Consider the following 20,563-nt stretch of genomic DNA (forward strand, 5'->3'; position numbering starts at 1 on the left):
TTTTCAATTATAAACGTGATGATGCCTTTTCTCAAATAAATGGTTTAGAGATAAAATGTGCCGTCACAAATCGTTTCAGCAGGTCCTGTCATGAGCACGTGGTCATTGTCTTTCCAACGAATGATGAGGTCTCCGCCTGCTAAATGAACGGTCATGTCTGTTTCTTTTTTTGCCTGACCATTCACAATTGTGGATACAGCCGCAGCACAGGCCCCAGTTCCGCAAGCCTGGGTAATTCCTGAACCTCTTTCCCACACGCGAAAATGAAGTTCTGTTTCACTGACAACTTCAACAAATTCTACATTGACGCCTTCAGGGAACATGTCGTGTTTTTCGATGATCGGCCCAAGTGTATGAAGCGGCGCTTTTTCAATGTCCTCTAAATAAAAAACGATGTGCGGGTTTCCCATCGAAACGGCCGTTCCATTTAATTTCGCAGTACCAAAATCAAGCAGCTCATTAACCGTTGTGCTAGCCGGTTCACCAAGCATCGGCATTGCTTCTTTTTCAAAACGTGGTTTTCCCATATCTACTGTGACTAGCTGAACGTGACCATCCTGAGCGTGAACGGTCGCTTCAACGAGTCCTGACAATGTCTCAATCTGGAACGTTGTGTCCGTTACAATTTGATGCTCATACACATACTTTGCAACGCAGCGCAGCCCATTACCACAGTTTTTGCCCTCTGATCCATCATTGTTGAAAATGCGCATCTTCACAGGTGCAACATCTGATGGGCAAATCAGGATCATCCCGTCAGAACCGATTCCTGTATAAACAGAAGAAACGCGGATCGCTATCTCTGATAGCTGCTCTTCTGGAAGCTGTTCCTTCATCTGATTGACGTAAATATAATTATTTCCTAATCCGTGCATTTTCGTGAATTGAAATGATGTCATGAGCTTCCTCCAAAAATGTTGTTTCTTTTTAGTATAAAAGGAGTCGATTCAGGAGACAATCTTATCATCCCCCGTTTTTCATACATAGAAGCTCTTTGCTGCCATGGCAAAGGGCTTTTATTATGCATATGCCTCTTTTTCTCTCGTGTGATATTTCATATTGATGATATTTTATTAGCATAACATATTGGATGCGCTTTCTATTGATTCTCCTTAAAAATGGAAGATGAAAATGTGAAAAAAATGCACCTCATGACCCATGTGGTGCATTTAAAACATGTCGTTTTCCTCTATAAAAGCATAAATACGCTCGACTAGCTGCTCTGCATTTTCTCCTGAAACAAATTCTCCATTCACAAGTGCAAATGGGGAGTCCATACATTTGCCGCAATAGCTTAAACAGCCGTATTCCATTACGTCTAGGTTTGGGTCTTTTTCAAGCTTCTCTTTTGCTTCTTGAGACCCTTGTGCAAGATTACTTACACAAAATTCGATCAGTGGAAACACTGTGCTTCACCTCACATTGCCTTACCATCCTACCGAAATTCCTTGTATTAGTCAAAATATGAGCTTCGTCTGTATCGTTACGCCTATTCCTCTTAAAATGTTTTACTATTTGGGACTAACTGATGAATATGTAGGTTATTTTGAAACAATTATTGTGGTTTCACAGTAAATTCGATATAATTTTATTTGGTATTTTAACTTAAAGTTTTTTAGTATAAGTGTTTTTCAATGTCTACGGGGAAAAGGAGAATCGTCATGAAAAATTTAGTCTTGATCGGCGGAGGTTACGGGAATATGCGGGTTCTCCACCGCTTATTGCCAAATCAATTACCTGATGATGTCACTATCACATTAATTGATCGAAATCCTTACCACTGTTTAAAAACAGAATATTATGCACTTGCTGCTGGAACGATCTCTGATCATCACATTCGAGTATCTTTTCCAGAGCATCCGAAGCTGGATATTCAATACGGGGAAGTAGAAAAAATTGATATTGAAAACAAACAGATCTTATTCAGCGACCGTGAACCGATTCCGTATGATGATACGGTGATTGGACTCGGCTGTGAGGACAAGTATCATAATGTCCCTGGTGCGAAAGAACATACATACAGCATTCAAACCATTGATCAGTCAAGACATGCGTATAACAAATTAAACAATTTGAGCGCAGGTGCAACGGTTGGCATCGTCGGTGCTGGACTTAGCGGGGTAGAGCTGGCCAGTGAATTAAGAGAAAGCCGTGCTGATTTAAACATTATTCTTTTTGACCGCGGAGAGCTGATTCTATCAAGCTTCCCAAAAAGATTAAGTTTGTATGTGCAAAAGTGGTTTGAAGAAAATGACGTAAAGATTATTAACTGTGCCAATATTACAAAGGTTGAAGAAGGTCTTGTTTATAACCATGATGACGCGATTGAAGCTGATGTCATCGTGTGGACAGCAGGAATACAGCCAAGCAAAGTGGTACGAGAGATGGATGTTGAAAAAGACGCACAAGGCCGTGTCGTATTAACTCCTCATCACAATCTCCCAGGGGATGAGCATGTATATGTCGTAGGTGACTGCGCAAGTCTGCCGCATGCCCCAAGTGCACAGCTTGCTGAAGCGCAGGCAGAACAAATTGTCCAATCTCTGCAAAAACGCTGGAAAAATGAGCCGCTTCCTGAGGCTTATCCACAGTTTAAGCTAAAAGGTGTTTTAGGTTCATTAGGGAAAAAAGCCGGATTTGGCTTAGTGGCAGATCGTCCACTTGTTGGCAGGGTGCCAAGACTTCTGAAATCTGGACTGCTTTGGATGTACAAGCATCACAACGGCTAAAATTATGTGAATTTTTTCTCAAAGCTCCTTCGTGACGAGGGAGCTTTTTTCTATGAAACGGCATGTGCCGATGAGTTGGTCCATTTGATCGGAGCAAGGGCAAGAATGCAGTCTTTACGAAAGGTTCTCATCGTTTTCTTCGATAAACAATATGCTTGGATAAACTGATCCGTCTCACGGTAGACAATGATTTTTCTCTTCGTGCACTCTCCGTTTTTCTTCATATAAATCATCTCAATCGGTATTTGCTGTTGAAGAGATTGTTTCAGTAAATAATTCATGATGCTCACGCTCCTTTCATTTCATTATAAACGAACAAACGTTCTTTTTCAACCTAAAAAGGAACACTTGTTCGTTTATATTTCTCAAAAAAAGAACAGCTTATTCACTGCTCTCCCTGTACCCGTATTTCTCCATTTCTTGATAAATGTCTTTTAATTTCGGATTGCCCTCTCCAACGATTTGATCCTCTACTAAGACAAGCGGATAAAAGAATTCATCATCAAGGATTCGTTCAGACAATTCCTTTTGTTGTTCATTTTCTGGCGGGTGCTCAATATCAATATATGTGATGCGAAAAGGCTGATTCGGATATTTTCGTTTTAATGCTGCATCTAACCATTCAAACGTATCTTTTGAAGAAGGCAGATTCACGCAGCTAGCGCACAAGACATCTCTTCCATATACATAAAGATCGACGGTTTTGTTCATTTGACAAGCCCCCTATTCTTTCTTCATTTTAGCTGAATTTTCTGGATGAAAAAAGTCAAAATCACTTTTTGTTTCAAGATGAGATTGTGCTATAATGAGAAGGAAACTTTGAAACCAATCAATAGATTTTTATCGTCCAGATGAATATAATGGTGATATGTTGTGAAAGGAGCGATTATATCTAATGACTGAAGTCGAAATGAAAGACCAAGTACAGGAAGTACTGGACAAACTTCGTCCATTTCTATTACGTGATGGTGGAGACTGTGAGCTTGTAGACATTGAAGATGGCATTGTGAAATTACGTCTTCTTGGTGCATGCGGCAGCTGCCCAAGTTCAACCATTACATTGAAAGCCGGTATTGAGCGCGCATTATTAGAAGAAGTGCCTGGCGTTGTAGAAGTTGAACAGGTTTTCTAATTCATATATGACATGAAAACGACCCAATTAGGGTCGTTTTTTTCATGATTGACAAAGGCTTTAGCCCTTTGTCTTCTTTTCAGCGTGATATGAAAATCCTTGAAGTCTAGGAAGGACGAGTATTGGCGCGGAGCGAATTTTCTATTCGTGAGCACCAGCACGCAGGACTGACAGCGAATGCGAGGGTTTGTCAGCACGCTGAAGGGTCGGTTTTTATTAAGCTAGCTTTTCTCTAAACCATTCCTTTATAAAAGTCAGTCTTTGAATACGCTGCCCCGGGTGGCCGCTTCTGGATAAATCATGAGATGCCTTCGGGAATTTGACCAATCTTGTGTCTTTCCCAAGCTCCTTCAATGCCACAAAAAGCTGCTCTGCTTGATCAACTGGGCAACGATAATCTTCATCACTGTGCAGGATGAGCAGCGGCGTGTTCATCTGCTTCACATATTTTAGCGGCGAACGATCCCATAGCTTATCGACAGAATCATAAATATCCCCATCAATCTGCCACCTTGTAAAGAAATAACCGATATCACTGATGCCATAAAAGCTAATCCAGTTGGAAATGGAACGCTGTGTGACAGCTGCCCGAAAGCGGTCAGTTTGACCAACAATCCAGTTGGTCATAAAACCGCCATAGCTGCCGCCTGTCACGCCAAGCCTTGTTTCATCAAGGAAATCATAGGCTGTGAGCACATGATCAACAGCCTGCATGACATCGTCATAATCAACGTTACCATAGTTTCCTCTCACACGGTCAGTAAACATCTGTCCATACCCATGACTGCCGTGCGGGTTGATATACACGATGGCGTAGCCTTCAGAAGCGAGCATTTGAAATTCATGAAAATACGTATGACCATACATCGCATGCGGTCCGCCATGAACCTCTAGAATGAGCGGATATTTCTTTCCCTCTTCCATCTTGGAAGGCTTCATAAACCAGCCATGCACCTCGTCACCATCTTTTGACTGAAAAGAAAATGGTTCAGGTTCGGATACGACATGCTCCTTTAGAAAATCATGATGCTCGAATGTGATTTGCTTTAGTTCTGTCTCCCCTAATATCATCTCATACAGCTCACTTGGTGAGACAGGTGAAAGCCGGCTGAGCAGCAATTTGGATTCATTTGGATGAAGGCTGAAATTGGTGATATGTTCCGCCTCTAGTCGAACAGGATAGGCTAAACCTTCAATAGAGAAATAATAAATCCCTGTACTGCCTTGATTAGAAACAAGCGCATAAAACCCTTGGCTGTCCTTTGTCCACTGCGGTAGCTGATAGACCTCTCCCATCACGCTATCTCCTGCCATACAGTTCCCAACATACATATCGAGCATTTCTGACAGTTGAACCGTCTTTTCTTCCTTCAGATCATACAGCCATAGTGATGGGAAGGTGGCATTTTGAAATTCACGCTCATGTCCAATATACAAAAGACTCCCTCCATTTGGAGAAAAAGATACGGTGGAATAAGCGCCGTTTGCTTGTGTGATTTTTTTTGTCGTACCATCCTCTAATGACAGAAGACACACGTCACTTATGTAAGGTATCTGTGGATTTAATTGAATAAAGGCAAGCCATTTGCCGCAAGGAGAAATCGTATGATTCATATGATGAACCTGCTCGCTCGTGACAGGCTCTATCTCTCCTGAATCGATATCTACCTTCACGATCTGCGTGACACGCCCATCTAAAAAGCCTCTTCCATCTGCTTTATAGGTTAAATCATCATATACCGCTGGAGCAAAGTCATCTTGCTCTTCCTTTTTTTCATCATGAACAGATTCTGATTGTTTCAATGACACAGCCGCATAAAGAAAAGCACCATCTGGAGAAAAGACAGGATGAGATACTCCGTAAGGAATCTTCGTTAAGGTTCGCACGCCGCCTCCTTCGCTCTTTATGAGTGCGAGCTGAGGGGCTTCCTTTGGCTTTTGTAAAATAAAAGCAAGCTGCCTGCCGTCCTTTGACCAAACTGGCTGATGATGCTTTCCATCCTCAAATGTCCATTGTGCCAGCTCCTCTGTCTCTTCATCTCGAACCCATAAGTGGATGTTGTAATCGTCTTTTTTCTCATTCACAGTGACTTTTGTAAAGACTGCCTTTTTTCCATCTGGTGAATAAACCGGATAGGAAACAGAAACAATCTTCGTTAAATCTTCTGCCGTCATCAATTTCTTCATGAACGTATCTCCCCCTTTTATGCTTAAAAAATAGTTCGATCCTCTAAATAATAATCCCTGCTTCTTCCCATAAAAACAAGCATAAAAAAAGAACGTGCAGATTCACAGCACGTTCTTTACTTGATTAACAGGATAATGCTGCACGACAACCCCTTCTACTGGCACCGTCAGCAAATCGACTTCGCAATGCGGGAAGTTTTGGGCAAGCTGCTCTTTCAGCGCTTCTCCCTTCCCTTTTTCCACTAAGGTGAGGATCGTCGGTCCAGCACCGCTCAAAGCCGTTCCATACGCTCCTTTGAGCGAAGCGACATGCTCTACCTTCGACAGCTCTGGCACGAGCATTGTGCGGTAAGGCTGATGAAATAAATCCTTATTCATCATTTCTCCAACAAGCGGCCAGTTTTGCGTCATTAAGGCGGCTACAAGGACGTTGCTCACAGCACTCGCACTGACAGCATGTTTATAGGAGAAATCCTCTGGCAGGACATCACGGGCATCCTTTGTGAGCACTTCATAAAAAGGAATCACCACGACGACATCTACATCCACATGCTGCACTTTAACGGCATGGGTTTTGTCTTCTTCATGAAGACCGATCAGTAAACCACCGAATAAAGAGGCACCCGCATTATCTGGATGACCTTCTACCTCACTTGCATAAAAGAGCTTCTGATCATCTGTCATGTTTAATTCAAGAAGCTGATTGGCAAGTTCAATGGCGGCCACGATGGCAGCAGCACTGCTGCCAAGCCCCCGTGCCAATGGAATATCACTCCACACTTTGACATGAACAGGCGGGAGTGTTTTTCCAAAGTCATCTGCGACCTTTTTGGCTGTTTGATAAATTAGGTTGTCGGTGCCTGATGGAATTCCAGACACGACATCTGTTTCTGCTTCAAACAGCCAGCTATCATGGTCATAGACCGATAGCTTTAAATAGCGGCTGAGTGCCATTCCAACTGAATCAAAGCCTGGTCCTAAATTGGCAGTGCTTCCCGGTACTGTGATTGAAAAAAGCATGGAGGCTTCACTCATACGCGTGCGGCCTTTTCTAAGTGTTCAAGAATTTGATCTTCATCTGCATCGAGTGTGACCGGCTTGATTTGTGAAATATCGATAGCCGTATTTGGATCTTTCAGTCCGTTGCCTGTTAGTACCGCAACAACTTTACTGCCTGGCTTGATTTCTCCAGATTTCACCTGCTTTAACACGCCCGCAATCGACGCACAAGAACCCGGCTCTGCAAACACACCTTCTTCACGTGCAATCAATTGATACGCATGAAGAATTTCCTCATCTGTTACTTCATCAATCTTTCCATTTGATTCATCTGCGGCTGCCACAGCTTGTTTCCAGCTCGCTGGATTTCCGATACGGATAGCCGTTGCCACTGTTTCTGGCTGCTCAATCACTTTATTTCGAACGATTGCCGCTGCACCTTCTGCTTCAAAACCACGCATGACAGGCAGTCCAGTTCCTTTTTTCTCGTGATATTCCTTGAAGCCTTTCCAGTAGGCCGTGATGTTCCCGGCATTACCAACAGGAATCGCCAGTACGTCCGGGGCAGAGCCTAGCTGCTCACAGATTTCAAATGCTGCTGTCTTTTGTCCTTCAATTCGATAAGGATTGACGGAGTTCACAAGGGCGATCGGCGCTTTTTCACAGATACTGCGAACGATTTTCAGTGCATCATCAAAGTTGCCATCAATGGCAATGATCTCTGCTCCGTACATGACGGCCTGTGCAAGCTTACCGAAGGCAATTTTCCCGTCTGGAATGATGACAATACATTTCATATCAGCACGGGCTGCATAAGCTGCTGCTGCTGCAGAGGTATTCCCCGTTGAGGCGCACATGATTGTATCGTTGCCTTCTTCTTTAGCCTTTGCAACAGCCATGACCATTCCTCGATCCTTGAAAGAGCCTGTTGGATTAACGCCTTCTGTTTTCACATGAAGCTCGATTCCCAGCTTTTCTGAAAGCTTGGCAAGATGGATCAGCGGTGTATTCCCTTCATTTAATGTTAGTTTAGGTGTAGATTCGTTTACTGGTAAGAATTCTTGAAATTCTTCAATGAGTCCATTCCATTTCATCAGCTTAAACCGTTCCCTTCTACTCGGTACGTGCTCTTCACTTGAACCACCACGTCGAGGTCGTTTAATTTTTGCAGGATATTTGAGAAATCTTCTTCTGAAGTCTGATGTGTAATAATCACAATTTCAGCCAGCTCATCATGTCCTTTCACAGGAAGCTGAAGGATCTTTTCAAAGCTGATGCCTCTTTCAGAAAAAATAGATGTAATGCGGGAGAATGCCCCGACTTGATCTCTAACATGAATTCTTAAAAATTGCTGAGCAAATATTTCTGATGACGATTTGATCTTCTTCTCAAACTGCGGTGCGATAAATCCGCTTCCGTTCACGCCAAGGCGCATGTTTTTCATCACAGCCACTAAGTCTGATACAACAGCTGTTGCTGTCGGCAGACTTCCTGCTCCAGGTCCGTAAAACATCGTTTCTCCTACAGCACTTCCGTAGACATATACCGCATTAAATTCATTGTTGACGGATGATAATGGATGATGATCAGGAAGTAAGGTTGGCTGAACGCTGACCTCCACTTTCTCTCCGTCCCTCTGAGCAATGCCGATCAGCTTCATTGTATAGCCAAACCGCTTACTGAAATTAATATCCTCATCAGAGATATCAGAAATACCTTTCACCTTGACGTCCTCTAAATCTACATTCATAGAAAAGCCGAGTCTTGCAAGAATCGCCATTTTCCTTGCTGCATCCAGTCCTTCTACATCAGCTGTCGGATCTGCTTCTGCAAAGCCTAGATCCTGTGCTTCTTTTAAGACATCCTCATATGCGCTTTTATCGACATTCATTTTCGTTAAAATAAAATTCGTTGTACCGTTCACAATCCCCATCATCTTGGTGATTCGGTCTGAGGCCAATCCTTCCTCCAGCGTGCGCAGAATCGGAATTCCTCCGGCGACACTTGCTTCATAATAAAGATCACAGCTATTTTCTTTCGCTACATGTAAAAGCTCCGTACCGTAAAGCGCCATTAAATCTTTATTGGCTGTAATGACATGCTTCTTCTCACTTAACGCATCTATTAAATATTGTTTTGTCTCTTCAATGCCGCCCATCACTTCAATGATGACATCGACCTCTGGATCTCTAATCACATCGTATACTTCAGTTGTGAAGACCTCTCTTGCGACATCCACATCTCTTTTTTTATCGGGATTGCTCACAAGCACTTTTTGTATTAATACCGGACAGCCGATTTGGTGCATTAATTTATCCTGATGGTCTTGGATAATTTTTACGACACCGCTTCCCACTGTTCCTAATCCTAATAGCCCAACTCGAATTGCCTTCACCTGAAATTCCACCTTTCTCCGTAAATGTCCTCTCTAAAAAGACATTTGTTAACCTTACACAGACATTCAATGTACACACATTATAAAGGGGTATCCTCATTTTGACAAGGTAATAAAATAAGAGATTGTCAGAATGAAACCGCTTAACAGCTATTTATATCAAGATTCTATATTTTCAAAATATTTTTGTTAGAAAAGCTCCCGAACACCGGGAAGCCTTATATTATAAACGAACCGGCGTTTTGGCTGGCTCGTCTTGTAAGACAAGCGCAATATTTTCAGCACATAAACGCATCATCGTTTTTCTTGTTTCAACACTAGCACTTCCAATATGAGGAAGGACTGTGACGTTAGGTAATGTCGTTAACGGATGAGACGGGCTGACAGGTTCCTCTCTAAATACATCCAGACCAGCGCCGGCAATTTTTCCTGTTGTGACAGCCTCGTATAAAGCATCCTCATCCACAGTCTGTCCTCTTGATACGTTAATGAAATAAGCAGAGTTCTTCATCAGGTCAAATGCTTTTTCATTAAACATGTCTTTCGTTTCCGGGGTTAACGGCGTCAGACAGACGATGAAATCAGACTGCTTGAGCAGTTCCTCAAAAGCCGCATAGGTCACGCCAAGCTGCGCTTCTGCCTCGGATTTTCTTGAACGATTATGATAAAGGACATTCATATTAAAGCCTTTGGCCCGCTTGGCAAGTGCTGTTCCAATGCTGCCCATTCCGACAATCCCGAGTGTTTTGTGATGAACATCAGCACCGGCAAGAAGAAGCGGCCCCCAGCCTGTCCAGTTTCCATCCTTAATCCAATCACTCGCCTCGACAATGCGTCTAGCTGACGCCATCAGAAGAGCAAAGGCTAAATCCGCCGTCGATTCTGTTAAGACGTCTGGTGTATGACATACGGTGATTCCGTGCTTTTTGGCTGCTTCAAGATCAATATTGTCATAGCCAACAGCAAGGTTTGCAACCACCTTGATATTCGGAGCCTTTGATAAAAGCGGCTCATCTATTTGATCTGACAGCATGGTGAGAAGCGCATCCGCTTTAGCAGCTTGTGTTTCTAACTCTTCTCTTGGACACGGCTCATCCTCTCTTGGCCACATCTCAACATGAGCGACTTCTTTTAATGGTGTAAGTGATGCTTCATCCAGTTTTCTTGTGATATAGACGTAAGGTTTCGTCAAGAAGAACACTCCTTTTATCGATTTCTTTAAGCATAACGAAAAACGTCTCAAGAGAAAAGAGACGTTTCGTCTGTTCACTGAAACTTCAAATCAGCTGCAGGCTGAAGCCAGCCAACAGCCGGAATGGGGCTCCCGCCGCTTCGCATGGCACTCATTTCTTGAAAGACCTTCAGAAAGTATTCATAACGATTGGCATCATTTAAGACGTAATCTAACCGCTCTTCATAATATGCTTTTTCATTTTCTCCCGACATGTAGTAGCCTTCCACAATTTCAAAATAATGAAGCGGGAACAGCAGGCGGCTGTATAACAAACGCTTTGAAAAGGAGGAAAGAGGTGTCACCTGTTCATATTGCTGAAGAAAGGAAAAGCCCTCTTCAATTAAATCTTCCTTATGCTGTACAAAGGTCTCTCTTAAGTATTCGGCAATATCACGGGTTGGATGATCAAAGACCCAATCCACAGGTAAACGAAGCGGCTGCTCATGCGGCCATGTCATACGTGAAAAGCGCTGATGACAGACAGTGCCTGAGTCACCTTCTTTCGGTTCATCATCAAGTTCAGTATCGACTAAATATTGAATGGCATTCTCCGTTAATCCAAGATAATACGGAAACGATTCAATGAATTTTTGTTCAAACCGTTCCAGCGGTTTTTGATGCATTTGCTGCATCCAAAAGCCTTCGAGCTGATCTAATCGTTTTGCCCATAATTCCTTCCAGGCACCGACACGTTTTGTTTCGGAAACTTCATATGGAAATCCTCTTCCCCTGACATGGAAGGATGCCAGCTCTGACGCTTGCTGAAACGAGCGGCTTGAGAGCGGAGGCGCTGCTTTTAATAAAGCATACTGCTCCTTCCCATGAGTAAAGGTGGGTTTCTCTTCATTTGTTAATTCAAACACAGCGACGTATGGGTCTCCAGCATTCAGTAAATACTGACTGATATGATACAACTCCGAGAGTTCTTCTTCTCGCAAATGAGACACAGGAACAATGAGGAAGAGAGCCTCCGCCGTTTGAAAGCTCTGATAACTGCCATATGGCGTAAATTGACGAACATCAATACCAAATGTGTGATAAATGGTTTCTTTCATGTTTTCACCTGCGTTCCTATGATCAATCTCTTATCATATCGTAGTCGCAGGTTGAGGGATTTATGAATACTATTTACTATCCGAAGCTTTTTACACGTTGTGGACAAAATACGAGGATTGGGTGAGGAATACATGCCGCATCATCATGAGATGAACGAAGTAGAAAAAACAGCAAGACGCCGTTTACAAGAACGAGGCGTAACCATTCAAGATATAGCAGACCTTGTCTACTTTTTACAGGAAAAATATCATCCTGGCTTAGACATGACAGAGTGCATCCACAATGTGGAGCGTGTCATCGCAAAACGTGAAGTCCAAAATGCGATATTAACGGGCGTTGAGCTAGACGTACTCGCCGAACAAAAAAAGCTGACTGAGCCGCTTCAATCAATACTTGAAACGGACGAGAGCCTGTATGGCGTTGATGAAATTTTATCCTTTGCTATCGTCAATATTTATGGTTCGATCGGCTTTACGAATTACGGATATATCGATAAAGAAAAACCAGGAATTCTCGGGAAACTCAACGATAAATCCACGGGCGAATGCCACACCTTTTTAGATGACATTGTCGGCGCTATTGCTGCCGCCGCATCAAGCAGGCTGGCACATAGTGCAAGAAATGCGGAATAAAGAAAAAGAGGACGCGCGCGTAACGCTTGTCCTCTTTTTTTATGATAATCGCTCAATCCACTCGGATAATGAATCAATGACATAGGTTGGCTGCTTTTCGTACTTCTGAAGCAGCTCTTTTGTTGTCACACCTGTATGGACGAGTAATGTGTCCATTCCTGCATTCATTCCTGCCATAATATCCGTATCATAGTTATCCCCCACCATGAGCGTTTCAGACACATCTGTCCCAAGTACACGCATTGCTTGTTCCATAATAATGGATTCCGGCTTTCCGATAAATGTCGGCTGAACCGTTGTCGTCACGGTCAGTACAGATGTTAACGAGCCGTTCCCTGGCAAAAGCCCTCTTTCTGTTGGAATGGCAATATCCCCATTTGTTGAGACAAATTGTGCGCCTTGACGGATGGCAATCGCACCTACTGCTAATTTTTCATATGTAATGCCCCGATCAATTCCAACAACAACGAAATCTGCGTCTTCCTGACCAAACGTCAGCCCTTTTTCTTCAATGGCCTGCTTGATTCCTTCTTCACCGATCACATAAACTGATGCATCTTTCTTTTGCTCAGCAATATAATTGGCCGTCGCCATACTTGTTGTAAAAACTTGTTCTTCTGTTGCTGGGATATCAAATGAAACGAGTTTTTCCGCTACCTGCTTTGGCGTACGTGATGAGTTATTCGTGACAAACAAGTAAGGGATGTCCAACTCATTTAACTTTTGAACAAATTGACCTGCTTCTTCGATCTTTTCTGTTCCTTTATACATTGTCCCGTCTAAATCAATTAAATAGCCTTTGTATTTCATGATGCTCACAACTCCAATGGTTTATTTAAACGCTGATACTGGGCCAAGCTCCTGTTCCAGGTAGGTACGGATGCGGCTTGGAAAGACCTCTAGCGCCTGCTCTACTTCGCTGATCACCTGCAATAAGTCATGATGATTTACTTCCTGATATTGCTGTACAAGTGTTTTGCGGGATGAGACAAGCTTTTTCAGCTGACTTCCTTCTCCTTCTGGTACAACCTTTTCATCAACAAGTATATCCATGATGTCATCATAGCTTCCTGGGTCACGCATAATAAAGCCATCAATCATGTCATTTCCGGTATCAAGAATACATTCGACGAGCAAATGAACAATTCGTTCCAGCGCTTTTTTCTCTAGAGGACTTGTCCATGTTTGATGACTCTGCAACAACTCATATTGCTCCTCGAAAAAACGTAATGTCTCTTCAATCTTTTTTCTGTCTACGAAATACATCATGACGCTCCCCTTTGCGTTATTTTCTAATTCGCTTTAAGACAAAATAGGCACAGCCAAAATTACAGTATTCATAAATGTATTCATCGAGTGTGCTGATTTTAGTATCAAATGTGGCCTTTTGGTTTTGGTCATCAAAGAACCCTTTCAGCCTGAGCTGATTGTAGCCCCAGTCCCCCACAATATAATCATACTTATTTAAAATATCTGAGTACCTTGCTTTAAACGCTTCTTCATTAAAGCCGTCTTTGATATCTCTTACAAGATCAAAGGTAGCATTCTGAACGACGATCATCTTCTCACCTCTTTTTAAACGATCCATCTTTAATGATAATTCATTGGAAGAACTCCATCAATTGCTAAAGCATGTTTTTTCCGATTTAGCCGAAGCTAAAGGAAAAAGGAGGTCACATTTATGAAGAAACAACTGACTGCCGCGATTCTCCTCAGCATGGTTTTAGGCGGGTGCGGCTTTCAATCAGGTATGAACCGGCAAGTGGATGAAGATTCTTCAAGTAAAACCATCCGTCTGTCGGATCGTCATGAAGGAAATAATTCCAATATGCCAGAAGCAGATACAAACAAAGCAGGATATGTTCGTTATCAGCGCCAGCAAGTAACGGATCAGAAAGAAAGAACCCCTGCTTTAAATCGTGAGCATCTTGCCCACGTGATTACAAGTCTAACGGTGCAGCTGCCAAACATCAAAGATGCAGCCACACTTGTGACAGATGAGGATGCACTCATCGTGTATCGAACAGGAAACAAAAACCGTGATGAATCTGCCGATCAAGTAAAGAAAACGGCGGTTTCTGTTCTCCCTCGTTATTATCATGTATACGTCTCTGATAATCCAGAGCACTTTCAATCCATTGCCAATTTTTCACGTCTTCAAACCAATTCACGTGATTTTGACCAAATTTTAACCAAAACGATTCAGCAAATGAAGTATTCCCCTCAAGGCGGGAACATATCGAATCAAGAAGATGCAAATGGGATGACGAATTCAGACCGTACAATGAGAAGAAACGCCCCTTACGGCCAAAATTAATACGAGAAAAAACGCCAGAGAGCTCTGGCGTTTTCTTTGTTACGCTTGCGCCTGACGCTTTTTAGACGCTTCGTTTACTTGTTCATCTGCATGGTAGGAAGAGCGCACAAGCGGCCCAGCTTCACAGTGGCTAAAGCCTTTTGACATCGCAATTTCCTTCAGCTCTGCAAACTCATCCGGATGGTAGTATTTTTGAACTTTCAAATGCTTTTTCGAAGGCTGTAAGTACTGGCCAATCGCCATAATATCCACGTTATTGGCAAGAAGATCATCCATGACTTCAATGATTTCTTCCTTCGTTTCACCAAGTCCAATCATAATGCTTGATTTTGTTGGAATATCGGGCTGCATTTCTTTTGCACGACGCAAGAATTCTAATGAACGATCATATGTAGCACGCGCACGAACTCTTGGCGTTAATCTGCGAACTGTTTCAATGTTGTGATTTAAAATGTCAGGACGCGTGTCCATTAACGTCTTCAAGTTATCATAATTGCCGCCCATGTCTGAAGGGAGAACTTCAATGGTCGTGAATGGGCTTTTTCTTCTAATCGCACGAACGGTTTCAGCGAACACACCTGCGCCGCCATCCTTTTGATCATCCCTTGCAACCGCTGTTATAACAGCGTGCTTTAAGTTCATTAAGGCTACTGAATCTGCCACGCGTTCTGGCTCTTGCAGGTCAAGCTCAGTTGGAAGTCCAGTTTTCACCGCACAGAAACGGCATGCGCGCGTACAAACAGATCCAAGGATCATAAATGTAGCGGTTCTTCTCACTGCCCAGCATTCGTGAATATTCGGACATTTTGCTTCCTCACAAACAGTATGCAGGTTGTTTTCCCGCATCATTTTCTTTAAACCGGTATAGTTTTCATTCGTATTCAGCTTGATTTTAAGCCAGTCCGGTTTTCTTACGTGCTCTTCCTTCTTTGCCAATTCCATCATCTCCATATGAATTCGTTAAAGGTGCATCTACAAAAATCTTCCTGCTATATACGATGGATGCAGCTAAGAAGCTGCAAAAAATTGAATCTTCGGCCTAAAGCCTTTTCTTTAGACACTTTAACATAGTACAGATTGAACAACAAGGGAATGAGCTGCAAAAATACCCAAAAGCCTCCTAAAAAAACAGAAGAAAATTACTAACATTTTCTTCTTATGAAATAGAGTGTTCTAACCACACTAAACGGTAGAAGACGATGCTCGATGAAAGGAGATGGACGTTTGTGAAAGTGGTTTTAGCCATCTTGATTGCTCTTTCAATGCTCCCTTTACCTGTTCATGCAAAAGGGACGGGCAAGCAGCCAGATGAATTGAAGCAAAGAATGGCCCTATATGAAAAAGTCTCCATCACAACACAGGTTCCATGGTATGTACTTGCTGCAGTTGATCAGTATGAACACAATATTCGAAAGAGCAGAAGAGATTTACCGAAACAAAAAGGCGTCATTGGCATCTACATTCCCCGGGAAATGTGGATTGGACCAGAAAACCCGAATAAACAGGATACCTCTCCTTTAAGCATTAAAGTGTTTGACGGAATTGGTCTTGATGGGAATGGGGATGGCAAAGCAAGCAGCGATGACGATGAGGATGTATTATTCACTTTTGCACAATACTTGCTTCACTACGGCAGCAGCATTGATCAATTAAAAATTGGCTTATGGGACTATTATGGACGTGATCAAACCGTTGGAATCATTTCATCTTTTATGAAGCTATATAAGCACTACGGCCATCTTGATCTTGGAAAGCATGCTTTTCCTCTTCCGGTTGGAGCTGACTACAGCTACCGGAGTACATGGGGAGATGCGAGAGGATTTGGAGGAAGGAGAATTCATGAGGGAACCGATTTATTTGCCCATTATGGACTTCCCGTTCGTGCGACATCGTATGGCGTGATTGAAATGAAAGGCTGGAACCGCTTTGGCGGCTGGCGGATAGGCATTCGAGATATTCATAATCATTATCATTACTTTGCTCACTTAAATGGCTTTGCGAAAGGACTCAAGACAGGTCAAATTGTTGAGCCTGGCCAGGTGATTGGATCTGTCGGAAGCTCCGGTTACGGTCCTCCAGGCACCGCAGGAAAGTTTCCGCCGCATCTTCACTATGGCATGTACAAAGACAACGGCAGAACCGAATGGTCATTTGACCCATACCCTCATTTGAGGGCGTGGGAAAGAGCTGAACGGAAACGAAAGTAAATAACAGCCCAATCATTGTTGGGCTGTTATTCCTTTTTCTTCTTTTTTTCTGGAAGAACAATTGATGGAGCACCTGAGTTTGTTCCGCTGCCATTATAATAATCTGGCACGTCTCCTTGAACGGCTTGTATGGAGACAGGAACAGAGTTTTTCACTACGATTGTTTCAGAAGCAAATGGGATAATGACTCTTACCTTGACCTCGATCAGAACACTAATATCAATCAAGGCATTGTTGATGCCATAAGGCTTAATATTTTTTTCAACGTCCGTATGCGGATCACCAATCACACTAAAGCGTACAGGCACTTTTGGTCCGAGGTTGGCAATGAGTGCATTTCCGGATGCTTGCCCAAGCGGAATGTTATATATAATGCCGTCATGTCCATCTGTTTGATCCTTTAATGCTTCTTTTGCCTCTTTTTGAAAGTTCCCCTTTTCAATGTCCTCTAAATTTTTTTGAAGATGACGCGAGAGGTCAGCCATTGCTTTCGATGTTGCTTGCGCATTAAAATCGATGGTCGTCACTTTTCCGTTCTCACTTGTATTCATGACCACCATATCCTTCATATTCTCCTGATCGTCTGCAAAGTCTTGAACTGAATATTGTATGAGGTGATTGGCGATGCGCTCTGTTTCTAGTTCAGCAATGTGAATAAGGGTTGGTTTAATGGATCGGTTGATAAAAAATAAACTAATTACGGTTGAGAGCACAAAGAATAAGATCGCAAGCAGCATAACGTAACGAAATGGCAAAGGGCCCTTCTTGTAGGGGCGATAACGGCGGTTCATTCTCAATAAAAAATCCCCCCTTCTCCATTACATGTGTATGCAGACAGGCGGGGGGATAGGAATCATCTCTCTATTTTATTTCACCATTTTTAATAATGCATCTCTTCCAATTGTTCCAGCTGAGATGCCCAGCGCTTCTGCGGCGTATGTCACAGATTCTAAAGGAGCATCGAGCAATTGCTCAATGGTTCTTACACCCACTGCTCTTCCTGCAATAATTCCTCTATCTGCAAGCTTTTCATTCAAGAGCCCGACATCCAGTGCACCGCACATGATATACCCATGTTCATTTGTTACTGCCATGAAATTTGTCTTCGGCAGCTTGACGGTGACCGCTGTAAAGGAATGGCCATCAATTGTAATAGGTGTTAAATTCACCAAATCCCTTCACTCCTCTCATCACAATCTATGTGAAAAGAGGGCGCGTGTTGTTAGGCTGAAGCGGATTTCATGTTGCTTCCTTCAAGCGCCATGTCAGAACATCACGTAAAAATTCAGGCATAAAATATTCAATGTGTTCGTGATCACGGATATGAGGAAAAAGAGAGCCTAATGTATACATATCGACTGTGCCAACAGTATAGGAGGCGTCTTTTTTGATCAATTGACCATGTACAAAGACATCCTTCACCCGTTTTGCCTCGCCTTCTTCTAATGTATAGCTGAGGCCGCTATATAGCATTTTCCCCATCAGCTCACCTCTAAAGCCGAAGCCTTTGATGCGCAGCTGTTCCATTTTTTCTTCACAGCCCCGCTGAACTGTTTCGATGAGCTGTTGACCGGTAAGCGTCACCCGAATAGGATTAATGGGATGCGGACATATCCGGTGGATTTCTTCTCTTGTGACGATCCCTGCCTCTAATGAATCAAGCACCATACCTGCATTCATCATGCCAATATCTGCTCCGCACCAATCTTTAATGGCATCTGTTAAGAGCTGCGGAAGCGGAGAATCGTCGAACCACTTTGTTTCTAGCTTCGACTCAATCGTTGTCACTTTTTCCTGCATGAGTGCTTTCGCTCTTCTTTCTGCCTGCTGCAAGGTGGTGATGGCTTCATCTGATTCACTAATGAGCTGATCGACTGACTGTACTGTCGCTTTTTTCTCTATCAGCTCTTTGCGCGCTGTATCGATCGTCAGCTCAACGCAGCCAATATAATGCCCGTACTTTTCAGCGCATGCAAGCAGCACACCATTGTCCATTTCACCTTCTTCTAACAGATGATGCGTGTGTGAACCTAGGATGATGTCGATTTCAGGGAAATCACGGGCGACCTCTCGATCATGGATGATACCGAGATGAGATAAAAGCACAATGACATCTGCCTGTCCCTTTACTTCCTGCAGCATGTCCCGTATGCTGTCAAACGGATCAGTAATGTTCCAGCCCAGCTTTTCATATACAGGTGTATACGCAATGGTCACGCCTAAGAGACAGAGCTTCAGTCCGTTTTCCATTGTGATCATATGATAGGGCTTTGCCCATGATGGCCTTTTGCCTTTCTCAAATAAATTAGACAGGACCACTGGAAATTGTGCATTCTCATACAAGTGATCCAGCTGATCATGGGGCAGCGTAATACCTTCATTATTCCCGATCGTGACTCCATCATAGCCAAGCTGATTGAGGAGCTTGACGTTTACCTTTCCATAATCCGCTTCGGATACGAGGTTCACTCGATCCATATGGTCGCCAATATCAAACAAGAGCATCTGATCGTGAACTTGACGCTTTTCTTCAATATAAGCTGCAATTTTTGGCCAGTTCTCAAAGTGGCTGTGCAAGTCGTTTGTATGATATAACCATAGCTTCTGCAGCATGTTGATCTCTCCCTCAAGTTGTCACTGACCGTCTCATTCAGGTTGAAAGCTTCAGTCAGCTCTCGGTTAACTAAATAAATCTAACTGCTTCGGAGACAGGTTTGAATAGGTGATATCCAGCAAATCAATCATCTGCTGGCCATTTGCCGCTGCATCTCCGCCGGAGTTATTATTAAACACGACATAGACATCTTTCGATTGCTGATGCAGGATGTCGAGATTCTTTTTCCACTCTTTTAATTCAGCTTCATTATATAAATATAAGTATCTCACTTCACGCCAATTCTCATGGTCTGCCGGGTGAAGCCAGCCCTGTTTATTCCTTCCATGAAACCGGACCAATGTTTTATCACGGTGTGTAGCTTGTACGACCGGCGGAATGGAGCCTTCTCCGACTTGCGGTTCATCACAGACGGAATGAATCCATCCTTCCTTTTCCATAAAGGACAAAGTCTGCTCATAAAATTCCTCTGAAAACCATGTACGGTTTCGGAATTCGAGGGCACATGGAATATCGCCCATCTTCTCCTTACACCATCTTAAATAGTGGACGTGCTCTTTTTTGCAATCAAACCATGGGGGAAATTGAAAGAGCACCATGGCTAGTTTCCCTTCACGAATAAGGGGAGTCAGCGAAAGAATAAATGCATCAAACATGTCTTCCTTTGAAGCAAACGGAATCTCGCCCCTTTGATGTCCAGTCATTCCTTGGTATGCTTTCACAACAAATTGAAAGTCATCTGGCGTATCTTTTATCCACTTTTCATGATTACGCTCAGGCTGAACCGCATAAAAGCTGGCATCCAGTTCCACAATCGGAAACGTTGACGCGTAGTGAAACAGCTTTTGCGCGCTGCCGATTCTCGGCGGATAAAGACTGTCATGATCTCCCCAGCCAGTTAATCCGATATAAATCATGTTTCTCACCTCTTGCCACTCTCATGTATAGACGGCTTCCTCCTTCGAAGCCTTTGTTTCTTGTGATACCCATATTTTCTGAAAGAAATTCTTCTGTCTACAACATATCATATTTGCTCGTAATTCTGAATGAAGATGACTGGC

At 43.1% G+C, this 20,563-nt stretch carries 22 protein-coding genes and 1 pseudogene; 5 read left to right on the plus strand and 18 right to left on the minus strand.

Going from position 1 to position 20,563, the window contains the following annotated elements; all coding sequences use genetic code 11:
- Nucleotides 1-44: 44 nt before the first annotated feature.
- Together dapF and H7F25_RS13580 are read right to left on the minus strand one after the other, a co-directional pair.
- Nucleotides 45-899, minus strand: a complete 855-nt coding sequence (gene dapF / locus H7F25_RS13575) for a diaminopimelate epimerase (RefSeq protein ID WP_024423355.1) — start codon at nucleotides 897-899, stop codon at nucleotides 45-47.
- 270 nt (nucleotides 900-1,169) lie between these two features.
- Nucleotides 1,170-1,406, minus strand: coding sequence for a YuzB family protein (locus H7F25_RS13580; RefSeq protein WP_008346813.1), 237 nt, complete (start codon nucleotides 1,404-1,406; stop codon nucleotides 1,170-1,172).
- Between the two features lie 255 nt (nucleotides 1,407-1,661).
- Here H7F25_RS13580 and H7F25_RS13585 point away from each other — a divergent pair, with 255 nt between their 5' ends.
- Nucleotides 1,662-2,729 (plus strand): NAD(P)/FAD-dependent oxidoreductase, encoded by a 1,068-nt coding sequence (locus H7F25_RS13585; protein ID WP_024423356.1) that lies wholly within the window; start codon nucleotides 1,662-1,664, stop codon nucleotides 2,727-2,729.
- Between the two features lie 50 nt (nucleotides 2,730-2,779).
- On the opposite strand, the gene H7F25_RS13590 is transcribed toward H7F25_RS13585, so the two are convergent.
- A complete protein-coding gene (locus tag H7F25_RS13590; protein WP_185853812.1) occupies nucleotides 2,780-3,010 on the minus strand; it encodes a WYL domain-containing protein in 231 nt (76 codons plus the stop codon).
- A gap of 100 nt (nucleotides 3,011-3,110) precedes the next feature.
- Nucleotides 3,111-3,440, minus strand: a complete 330-nt coding sequence (locus H7F25_RS13595; protein ID WP_024423358.1) for a YuzD family protein — start codon at nucleotides 3,438-3,440, stop codon at nucleotides 3,111-3,113.
- Between the two features lie 121 nt (nucleotides 3,441-3,561).
- Here H7F25_RS13595 and H7F25_RS13600 point away from each other — a divergent pair.
- A pseudogene (locus tag H7F25_RS13600) lies at nucleotides 3,562-3,861 on the plus strand (NifU family protein).
- A gap of 216 nt (nucleotides 3,862-4,077) precedes the next feature.
- Here the strand turns inward: H7F25_RS13600 and H7F25_RS13605 are convergent.
- From H7F25_RS13605 to yutH, 6 genes are all read right to left on the minus strand, one after another.
- On the minus strand, nucleotides 4,078-6,048 hold the full coding sequence (locus H7F25_RS13605; RefSeq protein WP_185853813.1) for a S9 family peptidase: 1,971 nt from the start codon (nucleotides 6,046-6,048) through the stop codon (nucleotides 4,078-4,080).
- A gap of 102 nt (nucleotides 6,049-6,150) precedes the next feature.
- On the minus strand, nucleotides 6,151-7,083 hold the full coding sequence (thrB, locus tag H7F25_RS13610; RefSeq protein ID WP_039181185.1) for a homoserine kinase: 933 nt from the start codon (nucleotides 7,081-7,083) through the stop codon (nucleotides 6,151-6,153).
- Nucleotides 7,080-8,141 carry a threonine synthase gene (gene thrC / locus H7F25_RS13615; RefSeq protein ID WP_185853814.1) on the minus strand — a complete coding sequence of 354 codons (1,062 nt, stop codon included), beginning with the start codon at nucleotides 8,139-8,141 and terminating at the stop codon, nucleotides 7,080-7,082. Before thrC ends, thrB begins: the two co-directional genes overlap by 4 nt.
- The gene (locus H7F25_RS13620; protein WP_133744617.1) at nucleotides 8,141-9,442 is read right to left on the minus strand and encodes a homoserine dehydrogenase; all 1,302 of its coding nucleotides are present in this window, start codon (nucleotides 9,440-9,442) and stop codon (nucleotides 8,141-8,143) included. Before H7F25_RS13620 ends, thrC begins: the two co-directional genes overlap by 1 nt.
- 223 nt (nucleotides 9,443-9,665) lie before the next feature.
- Nucleotides 9,666-10,634 carry a 2-hydroxyacid dehydrogenase gene (locus tag H7F25_RS13625; protein WP_133744616.1) on the minus strand — a complete coding sequence of 323 codons (969 nt, stop codon included), beginning with the start codon at nucleotides 10,632-10,634 and terminating at the stop codon, nucleotides 9,666-9,668.
- Between the two features lie 74 nt (nucleotides 10,635-10,708).
- Nucleotides 10,709-11,731 (minus strand): spore coat putative kinase YutH, encoded by a 1,023-nt coding sequence (yutH, locus tag H7F25_RS13630; RefSeq protein ID WP_185853815.1) that lies wholly within the window; start codon nucleotides 11,729-11,731, stop codon nucleotides 10,709-10,711.
- Between the two features lie 132 nt (nucleotides 11,732-11,863).
- On the opposite strand from yutH, the gene H7F25_RS13635 reads away from it, so the two are divergent.
- Nucleotides 11,864-12,364 carry a phosphatidylglycerophosphatase A family protein gene (locus H7F25_RS13635; RefSeq protein ID WP_025094161.1) on the plus strand — a complete coding sequence of 167 codons (501 nt, stop codon included), beginning with the start codon at nucleotides 11,864-11,866 and terminating at the stop codon, nucleotides 12,362-12,364.
- Between the two features lie 39 nt (nucleotides 12,365-12,403).
- Here the strand turns inward: H7F25_RS13635 and H7F25_RS13640 are convergent, their stop codons facing one another.
- From H7F25_RS13640 to H7F25_RS13650, 3 genes are read right to left on the minus strand one after another with little or no spacing between them, the layout of a single operon-like run.
- Nucleotides 12,404-13,177 carry a TIGR01457 family HAD-type hydrolase gene (locus tag H7F25_RS13640; protein ID WP_117590494.1) on the minus strand — a complete coding sequence of 258 codons (774 nt, stop codon included), beginning with the start codon at nucleotides 13,175-13,177 and terminating at the stop codon, nucleotides 12,404-12,406.
- Nucleotides 13,178-13,195: 18 nt separating this feature from the next.
- Nucleotides 13,196-13,630: a DUF86 domain-containing protein gene (locus tag H7F25_RS13645; RefSeq protein WP_073207287.1), complete on the minus strand. Its 435-nt coding sequence runs from the start codon at nucleotides 13,628-13,630 to the stop codon at nucleotides 13,196-13,198.
- 19 nt (nucleotides 13,631-13,649) lie between these two features.
- Nucleotides 13,650-13,925 carry a YutD family protein gene (locus H7F25_RS13650; protein ID WP_024423368.1) on the minus strand — a complete coding sequence of 92 codons (276 nt, stop codon included), beginning with the start codon at nucleotides 13,923-13,925 and terminating at the stop codon, nucleotides 13,650-13,652.
- A gap of 120 nt (nucleotides 13,926-14,045) precedes the next feature.
- Here H7F25_RS13650 and H7F25_RS13655 point away from each other — a divergent pair, with 120 nt between their 5' ends.
- Nucleotides 14,046-14,681, plus strand: coding sequence for a YhcN/YlaJ family sporulation lipoprotein (locus H7F25_RS13655; RefSeq protein ID WP_133744612.1), 636 nt, complete (start codon nucleotides 14,046-14,048; stop codon nucleotides 14,679-14,681).
- Between the two features lie 39 nt (nucleotides 14,682-14,720).
- Here H7F25_RS13655 and lipA read toward each other — a convergent pair whose 3' ends face one another.
- The gene (lipA, locus tag H7F25_RS13660) at nucleotides 14,721-15,617 is read right to left on the minus strand and encodes a lipoyl synthase (RefSeq protein ID WP_008360456.1); all 897 of its coding nucleotides are present in this window, start codon (nucleotides 15,615-15,617) and stop codon (nucleotides 14,721-14,723) included.
- Nucleotides 15,618-15,880: 263 nt separating this feature from the next.
- On the opposite strand from lipA, the gene H7F25_RS13665 reads away from it, so the two are divergent.
- Nucleotides 15,881-16,888 carry a M23 family metallopeptidase gene (locus H7F25_RS13665; RefSeq protein WP_217273411.1) on the plus strand — a complete coding sequence of 336 codons (1,008 nt, stop codon included), beginning with the start codon at nucleotides 15,881-15,883 and terminating at the stop codon, nucleotides 16,886-16,888.
- 26 nt (nucleotides 16,889-16,914) lie between these two features.
- On the opposite strand, the gene yunB is transcribed toward H7F25_RS13665, so the two are convergent.
- The 4 genes from yunB to H7F25_RS13685 form a co-directional block, all read right to left on the minus strand.
- Entirely contained in the window at nucleotides 16,915-17,685 is a 771-nt protein-coding gene (yunB, locus tag H7F25_RS13670; RefSeq protein ID WP_024423371.1) for a sporulation protein YunB, read from the minus strand.
- 69 nt (nucleotides 17,686-17,754) lie between these two features.
- Nucleotides 17,755-18,060, minus strand: coding sequence for a YunC family protein (locus H7F25_RS13675; RefSeq protein WP_024425980.1), 306 nt, complete (start codon nucleotides 18,058-18,060; stop codon nucleotides 17,755-17,757).
- A 67-nt stretch (nucleotides 18,061-18,127) separates the two neighbouring features.
- Nucleotides 18,128-19,501 (minus strand): bifunctional metallophosphatase/5'-nucleotidase, encoded by a 1,374-nt coding sequence (locus H7F25_RS13680; RefSeq protein WP_024423373.1) that lies wholly within the window; start codon nucleotides 19,499-19,501, stop codon nucleotides 18,128-18,130.
- Nucleotides 19,502-19,567: 66 nt separating this feature from the next.
- Nucleotides 19,568-20,419 carry a DUF72 domain-containing protein gene (locus tag H7F25_RS13685; RefSeq protein ID WP_185853816.1) on the minus strand — a complete coding sequence of 284 codons (852 nt, stop codon included), beginning with the start codon at nucleotides 20,417-20,419 and terminating at the stop codon, nucleotides 19,568-19,570.
- Between the last annotated feature and the right edge of the window lie 144 nt (nucleotides 20,420-20,563).

This window comes from Bacillus sp. PAMC28571 (assembly GCF_014250435.1).
Classification (GTDB): domain Bacteria; phylum Bacillota; class Bacilli; order Bacillales; family Bacillaceae; genus Bacillus; species Bacillus safensis.